Origin of the sequence: Malikia spinosa (genome assembly GCF_002980625.1) — a bacterium.
Lineage (GTDB): Bacteria > Pseudomonadota > Gammaproteobacteria > Burkholderiales > Burkholderiaceae_C > Malikia > Malikia spinosa.
This window is the reverse complement of record NZ_PVLR01000032.1, coordinates 26,570-47,217: the sequence shown is the minus strand read 5'-3', so window position 1 is coordinate 47,217 and position 20,648 is coordinate 26,570. Positions and strand designations below refer to the sequence as shown.

Annotated in this window: 23 protein-coding genes and 1 tRNA gene; 18 read left to right on the top strand and 6 right to left on the bottom strand. The window is 64.7% G+C overall.

The window, feature by feature from the left end; translation table 11 throughout:
• Positions 1–1,235 (bottom strand): heavy metal translocating P-type ATPase (locus C6P61_RS11715; protein WP_146115046.1); only part of this gene is annotated, 1,235 nt, incomplete at its 3' end.
• A 118-nt stretch (positions 1,236–1,353) separates the two neighbouring features.
• On the opposite strand from C6P61_RS11715, the gene C6P61_RS11710 reads away from it, so the two are divergent.
• The 9 genes from C6P61_RS11710 (at position 1,354) to C6P61_RS11670 (ending at position 7,170) form a co-directional block, all read left to right on the top strand.
• A complete protein-coding gene (locus C6P61_RS11710; protein WP_105730112.1) occupies positions 1,354–1,551 on the top strand; it encodes a heavy-metal-associated domain-containing protein in 198 nt (65 codons plus the stop codon).
• A 401-nt stretch (positions 1,552–1,952) separates the two neighbouring features.
• Positions 1,953–2,702, top strand: coding sequence for a septum site-determining protein MinC (gene minC, locus C6P61_RS11705; protein ID WP_105730111.1), 750 nt, complete (start codon positions 1,953–1,955; stop codon positions 2,700–2,702).
• Between the two features lie 29 nt (positions 2,703–2,731).
• A complete protein-coding gene (minD, locus tag C6P61_RS11700; RefSeq protein WP_105730110.1) occupies positions 2,732–3,547 on the top strand; it encodes a septum site-determining protein MinD in 816 nt (271 codons plus the stop codon).
• A gap of 5 nt (positions 3,548–3,552) precedes the next feature.
• Complete coding sequence (gene minE / locus C6P61_RS11695) at positions 3,553–3,813, top strand: cell division topological specificity factor MinE (RefSeq protein ID WP_105730109.1); 261 nt, start codon at positions 3,553–3,555, stop codon at positions 3,811–3,813.
• Positions 3,814–3,844: 31 nt separating this feature from the next.
• Positions 3,845–4,120, top strand: coding sequence for a YXWGXW repeat-containing protein (locus tag C6P61_RS11690; RefSeq protein WP_105730108.1), 276 nt, complete (start codon positions 3,845–3,847; stop codon positions 4,118–4,120).
• A 92-nt stretch (positions 4,121–4,212) separates the two neighbouring features.
• Entirely contained in the window at positions 4,213–4,866 is a 654-nt protein-coding gene (locus C6P61_RS11685; protein WP_105730107.1) for a YXWGXW repeat-containing protein, read from the top strand.
• Between the two features lie 125 nt (positions 4,867–4,991).
• On the top strand, positions 4,992–5,831 hold the full coding sequence (locus tag C6P61_RS11680) for a DUF2589 domain-containing protein (protein WP_105730106.1): 840 nt from the start codon (positions 4,992–4,994) through the stop codon (positions 5,829–5,831).
• A 31-nt stretch (positions 5,832–5,862) separates the two neighbouring features.
• Complete coding sequence (locus C6P61_RS11675; protein ID WP_105730105.1) at positions 5,863–6,585, top strand: hypothetical protein; 723 nt, start codon at positions 5,863–5,865, stop codon at positions 6,583–6,585.
• A 6-nt stretch (positions 6,586–6,591) separates the two neighbouring features.
• Entirely contained in the window at positions 6,592–7,170 is a 579-nt protein-coding gene (locus tag C6P61_RS11670; RefSeq protein ID WP_105730104.1) for a hypothetical protein, read from the top strand.
• A gap of 65 nt (positions 7,171–7,235) precedes the next feature.
• Here C6P61_RS11670 and C6P61_RS11665 read toward each other — a convergent pair whose 3' ends face one another.
• The 3 genes from C6P61_RS11665 to purE are packed head-to-tail and all read right to left on the bottom strand — an operon-like array spanning position 7,236 to position 10,002.
• Positions 7,236–8,297 (bottom strand): L-threonylcarbamoyladenylate synthase, encoded by a 1,062-nt coding sequence (locus tag C6P61_RS11665; RefSeq protein WP_105730103.1) that lies wholly within the window; start codon positions 8,295–8,297, stop codon positions 7,236–7,238.
• Complete coding sequence (locus C6P61_RS11660; RefSeq protein WP_105730102.1) at positions 8,288–9,502, bottom strand: 5-(carboxyamino)imidazole ribonucleotide synthase; 1,215 nt, start codon at positions 9,500–9,502, stop codon at positions 8,288–8,290. The genes C6P61_RS11665 and C6P61_RS11660 overlap by 10 nt, the downstream gene beginning before the upstream one ends.
• A complete protein-coding gene (purE, locus tag C6P61_RS11655; RefSeq protein ID WP_105730101.1) occupies positions 9,499–10,002 on the bottom strand; it encodes a 5-(carboxyamino)imidazole ribonucleotide mutase in 504 nt (167 codons plus the stop codon). The genes C6P61_RS11660 and purE overlap by 4 nt, the downstream gene beginning before the upstream one ends.
• Before the next feature lie 113 nt (positions 10,003–10,115).
• Here purE and C6P61_RS11650 point away from each other — a divergent pair, with 113 nt between their 5' ends.
• The 3 genes from C6P61_RS11650 to C6P61_RS11640 all read left to right on the top strand — a co-directional run bounded on the left by C6P61_RS11650 (position 10,116) and on the right by C6P61_RS11640 (position 11,635).
• A complete protein-coding gene (locus tag C6P61_RS11650; RefSeq protein ID WP_105730100.1) occupies positions 10,116–11,093 on the top strand; it encodes a tetratricopeptide repeat protein in 978 nt (325 codons plus the stop codon).
• Positions 11,094–11,118: 25 nt separating this feature from the next.
• Entirely contained in the window at positions 11,119–11,520 is a 402-nt protein-coding gene (locus C6P61_RS11645) for a YkgJ family cysteine cluster protein (RefSeq protein ID WP_105730099.1), read from the top strand.
• Positions 11,521–11,559: 39 nt separating this feature from the next.
• Positions 11,560–11,635: transfer RNA gene (locus C6P61_RS11640), tRNA-Phe, on the top strand.
• 224 nt (positions 11,636–11,859) lie between these two features.
• Here C6P61_RS11640 and C6P61_RS11630 read toward each other — a convergent pair.
• Positions 11,860–12,618, bottom strand: a complete 759-nt coding sequence (locus C6P61_RS11630) for a UTRA domain-containing protein (RefSeq protein ID WP_211296973.1) — start codon at positions 12,616–12,618, stop codon at positions 11,860–11,862.
• 194 nt (positions 12,619–12,812) lie between these two features.
• Here C6P61_RS11630 and C6P61_RS11625 point away from each other — a divergent pair, with 194 nt between their 5' ends.
• From C6P61_RS11625 to C6P61_RS11600, 6 genes are read left to right on the top strand one after another with little or no spacing between them, the layout of a single operon-like run.
• Positions 12,813–13,865, top strand: coding sequence for an ABC transporter substrate-binding protein (locus C6P61_RS11625; protein ID WP_105730097.1), 1,053 nt, complete (start codon positions 12,813–12,815; stop codon positions 13,863–13,865).
• 7 nt (positions 13,866–13,872) lie between these two features.
• Positions 13,873–14,763, top strand: coding sequence for an ABC transporter permease (locus tag C6P61_RS11620; protein WP_244908901.1), 891 nt, complete (start codon positions 13,873–13,875; stop codon positions 14,761–14,763).
• Positions 14,753–15,535, top strand: coding sequence for an ABC transporter permease (locus C6P61_RS11615; protein WP_105730096.1), 783 nt, complete (start codon positions 14,753–14,755; stop codon positions 15,533–15,535). Before C6P61_RS11620 ends, C6P61_RS11615 begins: the two co-directional genes overlap by 11 nt.
• Positions 15,532–16,548 (top strand): ABC transporter ATP-binding protein, encoded by a 1,017-nt coding sequence (locus C6P61_RS11610; protein ID WP_105730095.1) that lies wholly within the window; start codon positions 15,532–15,534, stop codon positions 16,546–16,548. The genes C6P61_RS11615 and C6P61_RS11610 overlap by 4 nt, the downstream gene beginning before the upstream one ends.
• Positions 16,545–17,213 (top strand): HAD family hydrolase, encoded by a 669-nt coding sequence (locus C6P61_RS11605; RefSeq protein WP_105730094.1) that lies wholly within the window; start codon positions 16,545–16,547, stop codon positions 17,211–17,213. The genes C6P61_RS11610 and C6P61_RS11605 overlap by 4 nt, the downstream gene beginning before the upstream one ends.
• Positions 17,214–17,237: 24 nt before the next feature.
• On the top strand, positions 17,238–18,302 hold the full coding sequence (locus C6P61_RS11600) for a sugar phosphate isomerase/epimerase family protein (RefSeq protein ID WP_105730093.1): 1,065 nt from the start codon (positions 17,238–17,240) through the stop codon (positions 18,300–18,302).
• Positions 18,303–18,370: 68 nt separating this feature from the next.
• Here C6P61_RS11600 and C6P61_RS11595 read toward each other — a convergent pair whose 3' ends face one another.
• Positions 18,371–20,560, bottom strand: a complete 2,190-nt coding sequence (locus C6P61_RS11595) for a 3-hydroxybutyrate oligomer hydrolase family protein (protein ID WP_105730092.1) — start codon at positions 20,558–20,560, stop codon at positions 18,371–18,373.
• Between the last annotated feature and the right edge of the window lie 88 nt (positions 20,561–20,648).

Genomic DNA, 20,648 nt, shown 5'->3' with positions numbered 1-20,648 from the left:
CCCGCCATGATCGCTGCTGGCGTCGCCAGCCCGAGCGCGCAGGGGCAGGCGATCACGAGCACCGCCACCGCCGGCAGCAGCGCGTCTTCCAGCGCCACGCCCTGCCAGAAGTACCAGGCACAGAAGGTCAGCAGCGCGATCAGCAGCACCACCGGCACGAACACCGCCGCGACCTGATCGACCAGGCGCTGGATCGGCGGCTTGGCCGCCTGCGCGTCCTGCACCAGCGCGATGATGTGGTTCAGCACGCTCTGCGCGCCGACTGCCGCCACCTCGAGCTCGACCGCGCCGTCGCCGTTCAGGCTGCCGCCAGTCATCCGGTCGCCCGGCTGCTTGGGCACCGGCATTGGCTCGCCGGTCAGCATTGACTCGTCGACCTGGGTGCTGCCCTGCAGCAGCGAGCCATCGGCCGGCACCCGCTCGCCCGGGCGCACCAGCACCCGGTCGCCCGGCAGCAGCTCGGCCACCGGCACATCGACCAGCTGTTCGCGCTTGATGCCGTCAGGCAGCAGATGCGCGACCTCGGGCCGCAAGGCGTGCAACGCGCGAATTGCCTCGGTGGCCTGGCGCTTGGCGCGCGACTCCAGCCATTTGCCCAGCAGCACCAGCGTGATCACCAGCGCCGAGCCCTCGTAGTACAGATGGGGCATCTCGCCGGCCTCGGCGCGCCACCAGAGCCAGCTGCTCAGGCCCCAGCCCGCGCTGGTACCGATCGCCACCAGTAGCTCCATGTTGCCGCTGCGCGCTTTCAGCGCATGCCAGGCCGCGCGGTAGAAGCGCGCGCCAAGCCAGAACTGCACCGGCGTCGCGAGCGCGAACTGCAGCCAGGCCGGCAGCATCCAGTGCTGGCCCAGCAGCGAGCCGAACATCGGCAAGGTCAGCGGCGCTGACAGCAAGGCCGCCAGCAGCACCGGCCAGGCATCGCGCGGCAAGCCGAGCCAGCCTGTCGCCGGCTCGGCCTCGGCCGCTTCGAGCGGCCTGGGCTCGTAACCGGCGTCGCGCACGGCGCGCTGCAGCCGCGCCGACATGGCGACCGCATCGCCAGCGTCCGCTTGCCAGTGCACGCGCACCGATTCGGTCGCGAGGTTGACGCTGGCCTGCTGGACACCGGGAATTTTCTTGAGCGCGCGCTCGACGCGTCCCACGCAACTGGCGCAGGTCATGCCACCGACGCCGAAATCCGTCTCGCTGGCGGAAGGCTCCACCGCTGCGGTCGCTGTGCTTGCTTGTTCCATGCAGCAAGTATGTACCGGAAGTCGATCCGGTTCATGACGCCGCGGCTGGCGTGCGGCATCGGCTGGCTGGCGCGATACTTCGACGGCTGATCATCCACTCCACTGAAAGGAACTACTGATGCAACAGATCTTCACCGTCACCGGCATGACTTGCGGCCACTGCGAAAAGGCCGTGACACAGGCGATCCGGTCGCTCGACCCGCAAGCCCAGATCCAGATCGACCGGAGCCAGAACCGGGTCGAAGTCGAGTCCACCCAACCGCGCGAGAAGCTGGCAGGAGCGATCGCCGAGGAGGGCTACCCGGTCCAGGCCTGATCACGCCCCCGCTGGCGCTGCCAGCCCAGCCCAGACCCACTCGATGCCGCCCCGACCAGGCGGCATTTTTCATAAGTCTGTGGATAGATTCATGCTTAATCCGTAGTTATCAACAGGATGTGCATATTTCTCTGACTTGTTAGTCCGCGGAACGAGCAAAAAAGACCAAGCGTCCACAGGCTTGTGCAATGACAAAGCTGTTGATAAAAAATCACAAAATAAACTTATCCACAGATATGTACTACCCTCTACTACTACGACTATTTTTAAAGTAGATTCAAGTAAACAGAAGCGATAAAGTTCTGCTGGCTGACACAAAGCTTTTGCTGCAGAGGCACGAATGGCTTTTTTGGCATTTCAGCGCTGGCTGTTAAGATTTATGTTTTCTGACTGTTATTTGCATGTCTTCTGCCGCACCGGGCTCGACAGCCCATCTGTTCGAGGTCAAGAGCGCCCAGCTCCAGCTGGTGACGTTGTTGCTGAAGTCGACTCATCTCAACGAGGTGGCGAATGAGCTCCAGCAGCGCTATGGCAACAATCCCGACTTCTTCGCGGGCGATCCGCTGCTGATCGACCTGTCCGCGCTGCGCGACAGTGAAGAGTCGGTGGAGTGGAGCTTCCTGCTGCCGCTGCTGCGCCGCTATCACCTGGTGCCGGTGGCGGTCAAGGGCGGCAGTCCCAGGCAGATGCAATCCGCGCTGCAGGCCGGGCTGGCCCAAGGCGATGAAGCCACCTACGCCCGCGCCGAGGCGGCAGGCCAGGCGGTTCTGCGGGCAGCGGCTGCGCCCGTGCCGGAACCCGAGCTGCTGCCGGCGCTGATCGTCGACAAGCCGCTGCGCTCGGGCCAGCAGGTCTATGCGCGCGGCCGCGATCTGGTGGTGCTGGCCATGGTCAATCCGGGTGCCGAAGTGATCGCCGATGGTCATATCCATGTGTTTGCCCCGCTGCGCGGCAAGGCGATCGCCGGTGCGCGTGGTTATACCGATGCCCGCATCTTTGCCGCCAGCCTGGAAGCCGAGCTGATCTCGATCGCCGGCGTCTATCGCACCAGCGACAAGCCATTGCCCGCCAACGTGCAAGGCCGGCCGGCACAGGTCAGACTGCAGGCCGGTCCCGATGGCGAGAAGCTGGTGCTCGAACCTATCAACTAATCTGATCCTTCTTTCATAAAGAATCAAAAATGGCAAAAATAGTCGTTGTGACTTCTGGTAAGGGTGGGGTCGGCAAGACCACCACCAGCGCTAGCTTCGCTACCGGTCTAGCGCTCAAGGGCTTCAAGACGGTCGTGATCGACTTCGACGTCGGCCTGCGCAACCTCGACCTGGTCATGGGCTGCGAACGCCGCGTGGTGTATGACTTCATCAACGTCATCCACAACGAGGCCAACCTGCACCAGGCCCTGATCAAGGACAAGCAGTGCGAAAACCTCTACGTGCTGGCTGCCAGCCAGACGCGTGACAAGGACGCGCTGACCCAGGAAGGCGTCGGCCGCGTGCTGGCCGAGCTGGCCAACATGGGCTTCGAGTACATCGTCTGCGACTCGCCGGCCGGCATCGAGACCGGCGCGCTGATGGCCATGCATTACGCCGACGAGGCGCTGGTCGTGACCAACCCCGAGGTGTCCTCGGTGCGTGACTCCGACCGCATCCTCGGCATGCTCGGCAGCAAGACCCAGCGCGCGATCGAAGGCAAGGAGCCGGTCAAGGAGCACCTGCTGATCACGCGCTACAACCCGAACCGGGTCGAGGACGGCCAGATGCTCTCGCTCGAGGACATCCATGACATCCTGCGCATCGGGCTGATCGGCGTGATTCCCGAAAGCGAGACCGTGCTGCAGGCTTCCAACGAAGGCCTGCCCGCGATCCACAAGGAAGGCAGCGACGTGTCCGAGGCCTACAAGGATCTGGTCGACCGTTTCCTCGGCCATGAGCGCCCGCTGCGCTTCGTCGAGGCGGTCAAGCCGGGTTTCTTCAAGCGTCTGTTCGGTGGGAGATAAGCACCATGTCTTTTTTTTCCTTCCTGCTTGGCGAGAAGAAGAAGACCGCCTCGGTGGCCAAGGAGCGACTGCAGATCATCCTGGCGCACGAGCGCAGCGGTCGCCACACTTCCGAGCCTGACTATCTGCCCGCATTGCAGCGCGACCTGATCGAGGTGATCAGCCGCTACATCAACATCAATCCGGAAGATATCAAGGTCCAGCTCGATCGCGAGGACAACCTCGAGGTGCTCGAAGTCAAGATCGAGCTGCCCGAGCCGCGTTGAGCCCGATTCGACCGTCAACCCCGGGCTGGACATGCAAACCCTGAAATGGCTGTTGCCGCTGACCCTGGCGCTGCTGGCCGGTTGCGTCGTCGCTCCCGCGACGGTCGAGCCCGGGTCAGCGCCCGAGCTCGACGCGCGCGGCCAGCCCGCGCCGCCGGCACCGCGCCTGGAGCACCCGGGGCGTCCGACCCAGAACGGCCAGTTCTGGATCGCTGGTCACTGGAAATGGATCGACGGCCGCTACCAATGGCAGGCCGGGCGCTGGGAGTCCGAACGGCGCGAACTCGCCCAGCCGCGTCGGCGCTGACTGCCGCGCGCTGCCCTGTACCCAGGTGTGACAGCTGTAAGCAGCTGTAGCCTGGGCTTGTCCGCATCGGAGCGGACGCCGACAATGCCGCCATGGCATCTCATTTCCCGTTTTTCCTGCTCGCGTCGGCGGCCTTGACGGGTTGTGCCGTGGTGCCTGGACCGGTGGACTACGGCCCGGCTTACGGGCCCGCCTACTCGACCACGATCTACGCGGCGCCGCCGTCGCCGCCACCCCGGATCGAATACCGTGGACTGCCGCCCGGCCCGGGTCAGGTCTGGGTCGACGGCTACTGGAACTGGGGCGGTTCCCGCTATCTCTGGGTGCCGGGTCGCTGGTCGGCGCAGCGCCCGAGCCAGGCCTGGGGGCCGCAGTTCTGGCAGCGTGACAGCGAGCCCAGGCGACCGCATGGCGGCCAATCGGAAGAACGCCGTCCGCCGCCGCAAGCCCGGCCGCGCTTCGATGAACCCGAGCGCGGCTGGCGCAACGAGCCACGCGCTCCTCGCCATGAGTTGCCGCCCCAAGCCCAGATCCAGCCTCAGCCACGCCACGCTGCACCACCGGTCATCCAGCAGACCGAGCCGGGCCGGGCCGGTTTCATGCGCGGGCTGACCGAGCGCGCTCAGGCCGAACGCCAGCCACCAGCGCCCCGGTCCGCTGACGCCGGCCCGCGCCATCCTCCCGAGACTGGTCGGCGCGACGAACGCGGCCGGCCGGTACCCGGCGAGGGGGGTGACCGGCATTGAGGTATACCACGAAAAAATAGCAGTTGCCGGGCAATTTTCCCGGATCTAGAATGAAAAAGCAGGCTGGTCCCGCTGATGGTCAGGTTCTGTCCTGCAATTTTCATCATAGATACAGGGGGTGAGTCATGGCTGCCAATCCAGGAACCGAGCTGTCGAGTCTGAACTTCGGGAACATGATCGGGGGGCCGCTCTGCGCGGTCATCGAGGCGCAGACCCAGGCGGCGCGCGCCACGGCCGACTTCATCAAGACGGTCGGCTTCGACAAGGACAACAAGCCGGTCTATGTCGAGTTCAAGTATCCGAAGGAAGTCGCCCCCTACCAGCCAGCGGTCGAGGCCCATGTGGCTTCGGTCTCGGTCAGCAACCAGGGCACCGGCTACGAAAGTGCACCGGCCGTGACCTTCTCGGCCGGTTCGGGCGAGACCGCTGCTCAGGGTCAGGCCGTGGTCGAGAACGGCAAGGTGGTGCGCATCGAGCTGACCGATGGCGGCAGTTACAGTTCGGCGCCCAGCGTCACCATTGCCGCGCCGACCGGAGTTGGCGGCACGCAGGCGGTGGCCAGCGTGGTGTTCGCGGCCCGCAAGGATGCGGTGGATGCCAAGTTCCAGGACATGAAGATCGAGGTCCCGCTGCTGACCATGCTGCCGATTCCCTTCATCCGGGTCGAGGAGGCGACGATCGACTTCAATGCCAAGATCAATTCGATCGAGACCCAGAGCCAGAGCAGCGACCTGGCCATCGGCGGCAACCTCGAGGTCAAGCAGCGCTGGCCGGGCGGCTCGGCCAAGCTCAATGTGTCCTGCTCCTACAAGAAGACGACCGCCAGCGGCAGCAATGTCGAGCGCACCTACTCGATGCATATCTTCGTCAGGGCTTCGCAGGACGAGATGCCGGCTGGCATGGAGAAGCTGCTCGGCGTGCTCGAGGGTGCCATGCGCTCGACGCCGGTCGGCGCTGTGAAGTAATCCCTCCCTGACCTGCCACCCGGACCGGAACATGAGCGAACTCAGCGAAACCCTCGGACATCTGCTGTGCGAGATCACGCGCGCCCGCATGGCGGCCGATCGCGAATCGGTCCGGATCGCCCGGCAATACGCCGAGGACGATGGAGGTTTGCTGCGCCATTTTCCGGTCCCGCGCATGCGCATGCCCCAGCTCGAGCTGACGCTGCCGGTGGTGGTGTCGCATATCCCGCAGGGCTATGTCGCCAAGGTGGCGCCCGACATGCTGGTGTCGGCGCTGTCGGCCAACCTCAAGGAGGCGCTCAAGGGCCTGGCCATCCATGTCAGCACGACCGAGATCCGCAAGATCGTGCGCGCTGACGCCAACCTGAGCCAGGGCCTGGTCAGCGACCAGTTGCCGACCCTGCTGACCGAGCAGTTGCACGACCACACGCGCCGGCTGGTCGAGCGCCAGCTGGCCAAGGCGGCGGCCGGCAATGGCGAGGCGGTGCCGGCGAGCCAGAGCGCGGAACGCTTCAAGGAAATCGCCGCCATCATCCGCACCCAGGTCAACCGCACGCTGGATGCGCTGCCGCAGCGCCCGGTCGGCATCAGCGTCGACGCGCGTACCCAGCAGGTCAAGGAAGTGAATCAGGGCGGCAGTTTCTGCCTCAGCCTCAAGCTCAACGTGACCGAGGAAGGGCTGGACATGGTGTTCGAGGACTCCGAGCCCGGCCAGGACAAGCTGCCCGCGCTGAGCCGGCTGGTGCCGGAGTAAGCCGGCATGCAGATCGTCGTGACGGCCTTTCTGGACGAGTCGCAGGTGCTGGTCGAGGAATCGACTCGGCTGGTCGATCTGTACCAGCACAAGCAGCCCGATTTCCCGGACCGGCTGGTTGACTGGCTGCGCCGGTGCGAGGACCTGCTCAAACGGCATCGCCGCAGCCAGCTGGCACCCTTGTCGGCGCTGCGGGCCCGGGCGCTGGCGGCGATTGCCGGTGTGCACGAAGGGGCCGAGTCGGCAGCACGCCGGCTGCAGGCGCGCAAGCAGACGACAGGCGCCTGTGCCTTGCTGCTGGGTCAGGCGCAGGGCCTGCTGCACGAGGCGCAGGCCGCGCTCGAGCCCAGGCGCGACGAAGCCGCACGCCTGATCCAGCAGATGCTGCAGATCCTGATCCAGAACGGCCTGTTGCAGGCCCTGCTCGATGCGGCGACCGGACCGGCCGAGCGCCTGGCCCGGGTCTGGCTGGCCTGCCAGACCCGGCCCGAGGTCGCCAATGGCGCGCGTCAGGTGCTGGGCCTGGTGGCCTGGGCCGACGCGCTGCGCCTGATCGACCAGACGCTGGACGCCTGGCGGCTCTGAGCCCGCCTGTCCGCTTCCGGCCCGGTTTGAACCTATGCCTGCCGGTGCGCCGGGCCTGGCCCGGCTCAGGCTGCCGCGCGCTGCAGCCGGTCGCGCACGCCGTCCCAGGCCGCATCGGCCGGCGGGGTCTCGACCCAGATCAGCCGAGTGTCGGGCTGATCCAGCTCGCGCAGCACCGCGAACAGTTCCTGCGCACAAGCGTCGGCGCGCGTGGGCATGTAGCGCAGCAGCAGATGCCGGCTGGCGCTGCTGACCGGCTGTCTTGTATAGATCGCGATGTGGCGCGCTTCCGAGCCGAGCAGGTCGAGCGCGGCTTGCATCTCGGCTTGCGGCATCAGGCGCACGCGAGCGGTCGGCGCGTAGTGCGATTCCAGCGTGCCGGAGGCCTTGGGCGCGGCCTGGTCGCGCAGCGCGACCGGCTGGCCGAGCGCGGCTTCCAAGGCCTCGATGCCGATCATGCCGGGGCGCAGCAGCACCGGACGGCCGCGGCTGCAGTCGACGATGGTCGACTCGATGCCGACCGGGCAGGGGCCACCGTCGAGGATCAGCAGCTCGTCATCGGACAGCAGGGCATCGAACTCGTCGCGCACATGGTCGGCCGAGGTCGGGCTGACGCGGCCGAAGCGGTTCGCGCTCGGTGCCGCCAGGCCGTGGATGCCGATGGCCTGACAGGCCTGTAGCAGCGCCTGTGCCACCGGGTGTGCCGGGCAGCGCAGGCCGATCGAGTCCTGGCCGCCAGCGGAGGCCGTGCCTACTTCGGGCCGGCGCGGCAGGATCAGCGTCAGCGGACCGGGCCAGAAGGCCTGCATCAGCTTTTCAGCGAAGTCAGGCAGCTCGCGCGCGTAATGCGCGACGCCGGCCTGCCATTGCTCCGCAGTGGCGCCAGCCAGATGCACGATCAGCGGATGGTCCTTCGGCCGGCCCTTGGCGTCGAAGATGCGGCCCACCGCCTGCGGCTGGTCGGCGTCCGCCGCCAGGCCATAGACGGTCTCGGTCGGCAGGCCGACCAGGGCGCCGCGCTGCAGCGCCTGGGCTGCCTGTTCGACTGCCTGCCGCGCCGGCTCGAGCGCGGCTGCACCGGCCTGAGCCGGTTGCAGCAGCGCGCGCGCGTCCAGTGTCAGCGCCATGGCGCCATGCCCAGCAGCTCGGCGCAGCGCAGCGCGGTGGCCTGCGCCTGCTCGACGCTGGCGCCGGTCAGGTTGAGGTGGCCCATCTTGCGGCCCGGGCGGGCCTGGAGCTTGCCGTACAGGTGCAGGTGTGCGCCCGGCAGCGCCAGGATCTGCGCCCAGGGCGGCTCGACCGGCTGGCCGTGCTGGAACCAGAGGTCACCCAGCAGGTTCAGCATCACGGTCGGGCTGTGCAGGCGCGGCTGCACCAGCGGCAGGCCGGCCATCGCGCGTACCTGCAGCTCGAACTGCGAGCAGTCGCAGGCATTGATCGTGTAGTGGCCGCTGTTGTGCGGGCGCGGTGCCATCTCGTTGACGACCAGGCCGCCATGCTCGCTGCCGTCGTCGATCACGAAGTACTCGACGCACAGCACGCCGACATAGCCGAGCTGGCGTGCGACGGTGGCGGTGGTGGCGATGGCGCGCTCGGCCAGTTCGGCCGGCACGTTGCCGTCGAACACCTCGGTCACGGCCAGGATGCCGTCGCGGTGCAGGTTGCGCTGGACCGGGAAGTTGACCACCTGGTCGTCGGCGCCGCGTGCGACGATGACCGACAGCTCGGCTTTCAGCGGCAGCATCTTCTCGAGCACGCAGGCGACGCGGCCCATGCTGTCCCAGGCGGCGGCGAGCTCGGCCCGGTCCTTGACGCGGGCCTGGCCCTTGCCGTCATAGCCCAGTCGGGCGGTCTTGAGGATGCCGGGCAGCAGCAAGTCGCCGACGGCAGCCAGGTCGGCCTCGGTCTCGAGCGCGGCATAGGGCGCCGGACCGACGCCGCCGGCCTGCGCGCAGGCGACGAAATGCGCCTTCTCGGCGATGCGGTCCTGCGCCACGGCGACCGCGCTGGCGGCCGGCGCGACCGGGCGGCTGGCCGCCAGGGTCTGCAGTGCGGGGGCCGGCACGTTCTCGAACTCGGTCGTGATGGCGTCGCAGCGTTCGGCGAGCTCGGCCAGGCCGGCTGCGTCCTCGTAGCCGGTCTGGATGTGGAAATGGCTGACCAGGCCGGCCGGGCTGACCGGGTCGGCGTCGAGCACGGCGGTGTAGTAGCCCATTTCCTGCGCGGCCTGCACGAACATGCGGCCGAGCTGGCCGCCGCCCATCACGCCCAGGGTCGCGATCCGGCCTTCGGCATTGACCGATCCGGGCAGCAGGGTCTTGACGGCGCTCATGCCTGGCCCACCGGCGGCAGGACCATGGCGCGCGCGGCCTCGGTCTGGGCGCTGCGGAAGGCTTCGAGCTTGGCGCGCAGTGCGGCGTCCTCGTTGGCCAGCATCGCGATCGCGAACAGCGCCGCGTTGGCGGCACCGGCGGCACCGATGGCGAAGGTCGCGACCGGAATGCCCTTGGGCATCTGCACGATGCTGTGCAGCGAGTCGACGCCCGACAGCGCCTTCGACTGCACCGGCACGCCGAGCACCGGCACCACGGTCTTGGCCGCCAGCATGCCCGGCAGATGGGCGGCGCCGCCGGCACCGGCGACGATGGCCTTGAGGCCACGGCCGACGGCGGCTTCGGCATAGGCGAACATGTCGTCGGGCATGCGGTGCGCCGACACCACGCGTGCCTCGCAGGCCACGCCGAACTGCTGGAAAATCTCTACAGCGTGCTTCATGGTGTCCCAATCGCTGTTGGAACCCATCACCACGCCCACCTTGATTGCTTCGCTCATCACCGCTCCAAAAGTTGCGATTTTACTTTTGGCCCCCAGATAGAGGGCAAAATCCTTCAGCAATTCCGTGCCGAGCCGCTGCCGGCTCATCCACTTCACACAAGCGCCCTCCCATGATCGACGTCAACCTTGTCAATTTCGAAGCCGAAGTCATCGAAGCCTCGCTCCGCGTGCCGGTGCTGCTGGACATCTGGGCCGAATGGTGCGGCCCCTGCAAGCAGCTCGGTCCGCAGCTCGAACAGCTCGAGGCCGAGCTGGCTGGCAGCTTCGTGCTGGCCAAGCTCGATGCCGACAAGACGCCCGAAATCGCCGGTCAGCTGTCGCAGATGTTCGGCGTGCGCAGCATCCCGTTCTGCGTGCTGTTCAAGGACGGCCAGCCGGTCGATGGCTTCGTCGGCGCCCTGCCGCCGGAGCAGCTGCGCGCCTTCCTGGCCAAGCATCTGACCGTTGGTGAGCCGCAGGCCGATGCCGAAGCGCAAGCCGAAGTCCAGCCCGATGCGGAGCCGGTCCAGGCCGCCGATGCCCGTTCGCTGCTGGAGCAGCTGGCCGACGCGCTGGCCCAGAACCCCGGCAACGACGACCTGCGCTTCGACTATGTCAAGCAGCTGATCAGCCATGGCCAGCTGGCCGAGGCCGCCGCCGCGCTGGCGCCCGCGATGGGTCAGATCCCGCTGCAGCTGCGCTTCGAGTCGCTGCAGCAATGGCTCAACGCGCTCGAGTTCGTCAGCAACGACCCGCGCGGCCGCTGGAGCGTCGAGCAGTTCGAGCAGGCGATCTCGGCCAACAAGCGCGACTTCGACAGCCGCTTTGCCAAGAGCCGGCTGCTGATCGCCCACGGCGACTGGCAGGCCGCTATGGAGGAGCTGCTCGAGATCATCATGCGCGACAAGAAATGGGCCGACGAGGCACCGCGCAAGACTTATGTCGCGCTGCTCGAGCTGCTGACGCCGCCCAAGCCGAAAGCCGATCCCGGCGCAGCGGGCAAGAGCGCCGGCGGCATCGAGATCGCGGCCCCGGTGACGCAGCAGCAGGACCCGCAGGCCGAGCTGGTGGCGCGCTATCGCCGCAAGCTCAGCATGGCGCTGAACTGAGAACCAACCCGATTCCCGCAGTCACGTGAAGTCTTCGATCCAATTTGTCGACGTCGATCGACCCGAGACCTGGACCCGCTACCGCAACGGCCTGTGCCAGGATTGCGTCGCCAACTGCTGCACCATGCCGGTCGAGGTCAAGCTGCCGGACCTGGTGCGGCTCGGGCTGGTCGATCCGTTCGAGGCCGAGCACGAGGAGCCCAAGCAGATCGCCAAGCGCCTGAGCAAGGCCGGGCTGATCGAGCATTTCAACTTCCGCCACAGCATCTTCACGCTGGCGCGCCGGGCCAGCGGGGATTGCCATTTCCTCGATGCCAAGACCCGCCTGTGCACCGTCTACGAGCAGCGCCCCGGCACCTGCCGCCTGCATCCGCAGGTCGGTCCCCGTCCCAATCACTGTCCGTACAGCCCGCGCGGCAAGCGCTGACGCAAAACACAGGCGCGCTTGTGTCATAATATTAGTCTTGGCCCGGTAGCTCAGTTGGTAGAGCAGCGGATTGAAAATCCGCGTGTCGATGGTTCGATTCCGTCCCAGGCCACCAAAACTTGACGCCCAACTGTTCTCAGTTGGGCGTTTTTGTTTGTGCTGCCACAAAACGCGCGGGATTTGCACGCACTCTGCTTGTGCCAGGGGGCTGCCTTAACCGGTGCCTGAGGTGTCGCCAGCAATTGGTTTGCTACGGGGCCCCGTCAGCTTGAGCCCTATGGCCCAAGCTACTTCCAACAGTCCGGCAAGGACCAGGATCAGCCACTGCATGGGCGCGTCTCACATCCCGGCGGGTACGGGGACTGGGTCCGGCGCATCCGCTGTTTGCTGGTCCTGGCTGTCCACGACGATGCGCACGGCATCGTGGCGCCAATACTCGTGGTCACAATCGACCAGGGTGCCATGCTGGTCGTAATTGATACGCTTGATCATCAGAATCGGGCTGCCGGCCGTAATGTTGAGCTGCTGCGCGACCTCCCCATAGGCCGCCGCCGGGTAGATGCTGAAACGCGAGCGCGAAAAATGCAGGCCGTAGTGCTCTTCGTAGGTCTGGGTCAGCGACTTGGTATGGTCCTGCTCCAGGATGCCGGGGAAGCGCGCGGGCTTGAGAAAGTGTTCCACGTACGAGACGATGCGGCCATCCAGATAGCGCAGCCGGCAAATCTGATACAGCTTGCTCAACGCTGGCAGCTCCATTTCCCGTGTCAATGTCGCACTGGCCAGCAATTCCCGGGTCGCCAGCACCTTGGTTTCCACACTGCGGTTCTGCAGGGTCACCATGCGTTGGAAATACAGCTTGTACAGGGGGTTGTAGTCCAGCCTGGGGTAGGAAACATGCCAGCCCTTGTGTTTCTCGCGGTAGATGCGCCCGTCCGCCTCCAGGGCCAGCAGCGCATCTTTCAGGGTGATGCGCGTGGTGCCGAACAGCTCGCACAGTACCCGGTCCGACGGCAACCTGGACCCGGCTTGCAGCAGGCCCGTGTCGATCTGGTTTTCTAGCGTCTGCCGAATGTGGCTGATCTGGGTGGCTGGCAGCACAGACATATTTTGCATAGTCAAATATTCACTGGGCCGCGGCACGAATTTTCCGTGCAAAACGCCCAAATTTTGTGCAATTATAGGATCAAGCCATCGTTGAAGGCTTGTTTTTGCCAAAAATCTTGCGTCATAAGCCTGTCATATTGCTTGTTTACGATGAAAACTCAATTTTTGACTAGTCAACGGACTCAAACATGCGCAAGCTACTCGTACATAGTCTCGTCACCGCAGCGGTGAGCCTGGTTTTCGGCACGGCTTCGGCTCAGGATCTCAACAGCCTGATCGCTGGCGCCAAAAAGGAAGGCGCGATCAACAGCCTGGGCATGCCCGACGACTGGGCCAACTGGAAGGACACCTGGGCCCAGATCACCAAGACCTATGGTCTGACCCACAGGGACACCGACCTGAGCTCGGCCCAGGAAATTGCCAAGTTCGAAGCGGAAAAGACCAATGCCTCCGGTGACATCGGTGACGTGGGTCAGTCCTTCGGCCCCATCGCTGTGAAAAAGGGCGTGACTCAGCCCTACAAGCCCAGCACCTGGAAAGACATTCCCGCCTGGGCCAAGGACGAGGACGGTCATTGGGTGGTTGCCTACACCGGAACCATGTCCTTCATCAGCAACAACAAGCTGGTCAAGAACCCGCCCAAGACCTGGAACGACTTGCTCAGCGGCAGCTACAAGGTGACAGTGGGTGAAGTGGGCGTATCGGCCCAGGCCAACAGCGCCCTGCTGGCCGCTGCGATTGCCAAGGGTGGCAGCGAAAAGAACCTGGAGCCGGCCTACAAGCTGTTTGCCGAGTTGGCCAAGCAGGGGCGCATTTCCACCATTGACGCCAGTGTGGCGAACATGGAAAAGGGTGAAGTCGAAGTGGCCCTGATGTGGGATTTCAATGCCCTGGGCAAGCGCGCCATCATTGACCCGGCACTGTTCACCGTCTCCATTCCGCTGGATGGCAGCGTCACCGCCGGTTACGCCACCATCATCAACAAGTACGCCAAGAACCCCAATGCGGCCAAGCTGACCCGGGAGTTCATTCTGAGCGACGCGGGTCAAATCAACCTGGCCCGTGGCCATGCCCGCCCCATCCGCAGCAATGTCGTGCTGCCCAAAGATGCCAAGGACAAGATGCTGCCTTCGGAGCAGTACAAGAACGCCAAGCCAATCCAGGACTTCGACGGCTGGGAAGTCACCACCAAGGCGATTCCGCGCCAGTGGCAAGAACAGGTCATGGTTTACAAGAAGTAAATCCAGCGTGGACTCCATCGGTTCTGCAGCCTTGGCCGGGGCTTCGACCTCGGCACAGGACAGATTCAAGGGGGTTCGCCATGGGCGAGCTCTCTTGGTCTTGCTGCCCTTCATGGTGATGCTGCTGCTGTTCTCCATAGCGCCCACGCTGTGGATTGCGTTGAACAGCTTTCAGTACGAAGGGGCATGGTCCCTCGACAACTTCGCGGAGATACTGCGCTCCGCGTTTTACCGACAGGCGTTCGCCAACAGCGTCTGGATTTCCCTGTGCTCCAGCCTGATCGGTCTGGCCATAGCCACCCTGGTGTCGGCCTCCTTGCGCCGCGTGGATTCCAGCGTGCGCGATCTGGTGGTGGCCTTCACCAACATGGCCTCCAACCTGAGCGGTGTGCCGCTGGCCTTCGCCTTCATCATCGTGATGGGAACCAATGGCGCGCTCACCTTGTTGCTGCGCCAACTGGGCTGGATCTCGGACTTCAGTATCTACTCGCAAGGCGGCCTGATTCTGGTCTACAGCTATTTCCAGATTCCATTGGCGGTGTTGCTGCTCTACCCCGCCTTCGATGCGCTGCAGGACGACTGGCAGGATGCCGCGGCCCTGCTGGGGGCCAGTCGCTTGACCTACTGGCGACAGGTGGGGCTTCCCGTGCTGATGCCAGCCATCCTGGGCACCTTTGTGCTGATGCTGGCCAATGCGCTGGGTGCCTATGCCAGCGCCTACGCGCTCATGACTTCGAACTACAACCTGGTCACCATCCGCATTTCCAGCCTGGTCGCCGGCGATATCTCGCTGGAGCCGAACCTGGCGGCGGCCCTGTCCCTGTTGCTGATCGTCATTCTGGTGGGCGTGGCAATGGTCAACCAATTCCTGATCAAGCGAAGCTACCATGCGCGCTGAACACTATCACAAGGCCGTGGTCTGGCTGTTTACCGCTGTGCTGGGCATCCCGGTCCTTGCCACCCTGCTGTACTCGCTGTCCCAACGTTGGGGCGCCACCATATTGCCCGAAGGCCTGACCCTGGACTGGTACCTCCGGCTCTGGCAGGACACCCGTTTCCTGGCGGCCTTTGGTCATTCCCTGTTGATTGCGGCAGCCACTTTGGCGCTCAGCACGCTGCTGATTGTTCCCACCGCCTTTGTGGTCTTCTACTACTTCCCGCGCCTGGAACGCTGGATGAACATCCTGATACTGATGCAGTTCGCGGTACCACCGGTGGTGTCTTCGGTCGGGCTGCTGCAGTTGTATGCGGAGGGTCCGCTGCCCATCATCGGGACGCCCTGGGTGCTGGTGGGCTGCTATTTCACCATTGCCCTGCCTTTCATGTACCGGTCGGTCAGCAACGGGCTCAAGAGCATCCATGTGCACGACCTGATGGATGCCGCCCACCTGCTGGGAGCGTCCACGCCCCACGCGTTCCTGACGATCATCTTGCCCAATATACGCAAGAGTCTGCTGGCCTCGCTGTTTCTGTCGTTTTCGCTGCTGCTGGGCGACTTCGTGTTTGCCAACATGCTGGTGGGCGCACGCTACGAGACCTTGAACGTCTATCTATTTTCGGTGCGCGCCACCAGTGGGCATTTCACCAGCGCCATTGTCATGAGCTATTTCCTATTCGCCCTGGGCGTGACCTGGATCGCCACACGCCTGAGCCGCCAGACAGACCTATGAGTTATCTTGAAGTTTCCTCCCTGTCCAAAGCCTTTGGCCAGCAGCCTGTGTTTGAAGACATCCATTTCTCCTTGCAGGAAGGCGAGCTGGTCACGCTGCTGGGGCCCAGTGGCTGCGGCAAGTCCACGCTCTTGCGCTGCATTGCGGGCCTGACCGATGTCGACTCCGGCCGCATCACGGTGGCAGGGCTGGACATCACCCGCATGCCACCGCAAAAACGCAATATCGGCATGGTGTTTCAAAGCTACGCCCTGTTTCCCAATCTGCGCGTGGCGGACAACATCGCCTTCGGGCTGAGGGTCAAGAACCTGCCGGCAGACGAGTGCGCCCAGCGCGTGGCGGACGTGGTGCGTCTGGTGGAGCTGGGTGGCCACGAAGACAAATATGTGCACCAGCTTTCGGGCGGCCAGCGCCAGCGCGTAGCCCTGGCCCGGGCCCTGGTGGTGCGACCCCGCATATTGTTGCTGGACGAGCCGCTGTCGGCACTGGACGCCCGCATACGCAAGAACCTGCAGGAGGAAATCCGTCGCATCCAGCAGCAAATCAGGCTGACCACCGTTTTTGTGACGCACGACCAGGAGGAGGCGCTGATTCTGTCCGACCGCATCTTCCTGATGAACGCCGGTCGCATTGTGCAGAGCGGCAGTGCCGAGTCGGTCTACACCCGACCTGAAAGCCGCTTTGTGGCGGGATTCATGGGGAATTACAACCTGCTGGATGCCGCCGCCGCCCGGGCACTGCTGGGACTGGATGTCAAGGGCCATCTGGCCATCCGGCCCGAGTCCATCCATGTCGTGCTGCCGGGTGAAACGCCGCTGGCGAACCAGGGCAAATCCTATCCCGCAGTGGTGCAGCAGCATCAGTTGCTGGGCAATGTGATTCGTTATGTGGTCGATTCGGGTGGCTGCCGCCTGATGGTGGATCTACTCAACCGCTCGGCCTCCTCCCTGCTCGCCCAAGGCGCCACGGTGCAGCTGCAATTCAACGCCGAAGAACTGCAGGAGGTGGCATGAGCGTGCTGGCCATATTCGACATGGACGAAACCCTGATCGCCTGCGACAGCTCCACGCTATGGCTGGCCTACCTGGTGGAAAAAGGGCTGGCACCGGCGGCGATGCTGGAAACCGAAAAGGCCATGATGCAGTCCTACCATGCTGGCGAGCTGTCCATGCAAAGCTATATGGATTTCACGTTGCGCCCCCTGGCAGGCAAGACGGTAGCCGAGGTGGATGCCATGGCCAGCGACTATGTGGCCCGCATTGTGCCCCACCAGGTGTATGCGCAAGCGCAGGCACAGCTGCAATGGCACCGCCAGCAGCAGCACACCTTGCTGGTGATTTCAGCGACCGCTGACTTCATTGTGCGCAAGGTTGCGGCCGCCCTCGGCGTGACCGAGGTGCTTGCCATTGCGCTGGAGCAGCACCAGGGCCGGTACACGGGTGCGACACAGGGCGTGCTGAGTTTCCGCGAGGGAAAGGTGCAGCGCCTGAATGCCTGGATGCGGGCCTATGGCCACAGCCTGTCGGGCAGCTATGGCTACAGCGATTCGGTGAACGACATGCCGCTACTGGAAGCCGTGGACAAGCCCCATGTGGTCAACCCCTCCGCAGGCTTCCAGCAGATGCTTCAACCACGCCAGTGGCCGCAGTTGCGCTGGCAACTGCCTGCCGCCGTTTAAACACAGCACCTGCGTGCCTCGCCCATGAACGCCATCCAATCCCGCTTCCAGTCATTGATGCAGCACAAGCTGGCAGGCGATGAAGCCAGCCCCAGCCCGGTGCTGACACCAGCCCTCGCCGCCAAGCTGGTGCAGCGCATCGCTGGGGTACGTCTGTTTGCCCATGCCTACCCGCATCTGGCGCAGTTCACACATGGCAGCTACCGCCCGCTGGACTTGCTGGATTTCGCCCATGCCCATGCACTCAGCGGCATCAGCATCCATATGCTGGACGGCGAGGAGCGCAGCCTGGACTGCATGGGGCCGGATGGATTGCGTGCCGTTGCGGCCAGGGCAGCGCAATACCGTCTTGCCATTCATCTTGAAATCAGCAGCACCCGCAAGGACGACGTTGATCGCGTGGTGGCTGCAGCGCGCATCCTGGGCGTGCAAAACATCCGGGTCTATTCGCGCTATGAAGGCCGGCTGTCACAGCTGCTTCAGATGATTGCAGCCGACTTGCGCTACCTTGCAGCACAAGCCGACTTGCACGACCTTTATTTCGATTTCGAGCAGCACGAAGAACTCAAGAGCCAGGAAATCATGGCCCTGCTCACGCATGTCAACCATCCCAGACTGAACGCGCTACTGGACTTTGGCAACATGGTCAACGCCGGCGAGCGGCCGCTGGCCGCCCTGCACACGCTGGCGCCCCGCATCCGGCAGGTGCACTTGAAGGGGGTGCAAGTTGTTCCGGAGCCGCACGGATGGGGTCACTATGGCGTGTTGCAGGGCAGTGCGCAAGACGACTTGCCCAGCCCTCGCATGCTGTATGAGTTGCTCATGCTGGGCGATGCCGCCCCTCAGGTGATTGCATTTTGCCTGGAGCAGGAAAACCATTACCGCGCACCAGCCTTCCGCTACACCAACGAAGACGCCGATCCTTTTATTCCCTACCGCCCGATGAGCGAGACCGAGATCCCGGTCGGCATGAGTCTGGAACAGGTGCTGGAACTGGAGGAGCGCTGGGCTATTGATCAAATCACCTATGTGCGCGGCCTGCTGCAGGAATTCAAGTTGCTGGCTGAATTGACATTGCACAATGCCTGAATGGGTCGCCTGCTTTCAGGTGGGATGCAGGGCGACTATCTCAAGAGACGCCCTGCACAATCCAGCGCTCAGTTCGGCACGCTGATCGAAGTGCCGGCAAAGCCGATCTGGTTGCCCGCCGTGGGCACCGCCACGAACGGTGGCACGTTGGCTGCCGTGATGGCGGGCGCTGCCCCTGGCAAGCCACCGCGCGGCGTGGTGCGCACCACCTGGCTGGGTGGCAAGGCGCTGCCGGACTTCAGGTGGGCCAGCATCGCATCCATGGCCTGGTTGAAGTAGGGGTGCAGCGGCACGAAGCGGGTGTCGAAGCCGCTGAACGGCAGGAAGCTGTCGAAATGCTGGCCGTTCGTGACCTCGATGTAGCGCAGCTGGCTGGCATTGCCCTCGACTACCCGGTTGTAGGCGGTGTAGGCGCGCGAGTTGTTGTTGACCGGAATCAGCGCATCGCTGCGGCCGCTGACGATGATGGTGGGCTTGCCACGCAGGTTGCCGTTCAGCACGACCTCGGCAATGCCCGCGCGCACGGCGTCGCTCTGGGCCTTGCTGGGCTGGCTGCTGGCCGTGAGCGCCGCGCCGCTGACCGAGTCCACTCCCGTCACCAGCGCGCGCTGGCACAAGGCGTTGTCCAGACCGAAATCGGCCACGCCGGTCGATGGCGATACCGCAAACTGCCACGACTTGGCGCCGCCCACCGAGTCGTTATAGACCACGGCAACCGGCGTGCCGTTGGAGGTGCCGTTGGCGGTGGCAAAGCTCTGTGCCAGCGCCGTCGGCGCTACCGCTACCGGCACGCCCGTGGCGGGATTGACCGCCGCAAAACTGGTGTTGCAGACATTGGCATCGACGGCAAAGCGGCCATAGCTCACCGGGTACATGGCCGACAGGATGGGGCCGTTGCCCAGTGCATAGTGGGCGTTGTGCATCGGGTCGCTGTCACGCGTCCAGCCGTAGGCGCGCAGCTTGTTCAGCGCGTCCTGGGCCCGGGCGGCGGTGTCGGCGCCGCTGACCAGGCCCTTGGCGGCCAGGCCATCGCAGCGTGCCTGGGCCCGTGCCGTCATGCCGACCAGTCCGATGTAGTTGAAGATGGAGGTTTCGCTCAGCGCCGCATCGGCCGCCAGCGCGGCACAGGGCTGGTAGAGGTTGGCGTAGGTCACGAAGTCGGCCAGCGTCTTGCCGTAGCCTGTCACTGCAACGCCGCCAAACTGGATGCCATAGCCGCTGCTGGTGGGCATTTCGGTCACCGGTTCGGAGGCCACCACGCCGTCGATCAGGCCGTTGCCGTCTTGCTCGGCCGCACGCAGCGAGGCCGCGCCGCCGTTGGAGGCAGATCCCGCGATCACGAGGGTGTTCTCGGGCGTGAACGGAACCCGGTTGTCAGCCGTGCCATAACGGTCGTTCAGCACATACATCGCATAGCGGCCTGCCGCCAGCGTGTCGTTGCCCCAGTCCTTTTCAGGATTCATCTGGGAATGGGCATGCTTGATGGCCAGGCGGTTCGGGAACAGCGCGTTGTAGGCCGCGCGGGCCGTATCGGTGATGTTGGCGGCAAAGAAGCCCAGGCTGCCGGCAGCGGCGCGGCTGGCGCGTGTGCCATCGATCTGGTGGACGGTGTCGTCCGTCATGTTGTAGATGCCCACGCCCTTGCCGGCATCGGTGAGTGCCACGGCGCAGCCATTCTTCAGGCCCCATTCGCCTGCCGTGCCGATCGCGCCGTACACGCCGCGCGAGCCCGATGATGCGCCGAGCACCACGCAGGGGTTCGAGGGATTGAAGCTGTCTGGCAGTTGCACGGCGATCACGGTCTTCTTGCGGCCCGAGCCATCATCGAGCACGGCCACATATTCACGGCCCGGAATCAGGCCTTCATTGCTGGTCACCGCGCCCGCGGCCGTGACGTTCGGGCCATACAGACTGCCGTAACCGCCTGCGCTGCTGCCATCGAGAATGCCGCGGTAGTTGGAATACAGGGCATTGCGCCGCAGTTCGGCTGCCGTGGGGTTGGCAGGGTCGGCATAAGCGGGGGCTGTGGCCAGGCCCAGTCCGGTTTTACCAATGCCGCCGGTCAGCAGGTCTTGCGTGGCAGCACTGTCACCCTTGCCGACCGTGGTGGCGGGATAGACCGAGGCGCTCAGTGGCGTGATGCCTGCGGGCAGGTCGTTGCTGGGGTCGTCCGAGCCGCCGCAGGCGGCCAGCACGGCGCCTGTCAAGGCGGTCAGGGCCAGTTTCGCGGCCCGAGGTGGTTGCAGATTCGCTTTCATGTTGTCTCCTCTTTTTTTCTATTGACACAAAGGCGTGCTTGACGCGCAACACGCAGGGATCATGCCAATAGCCCCAGGCAATGCCTGA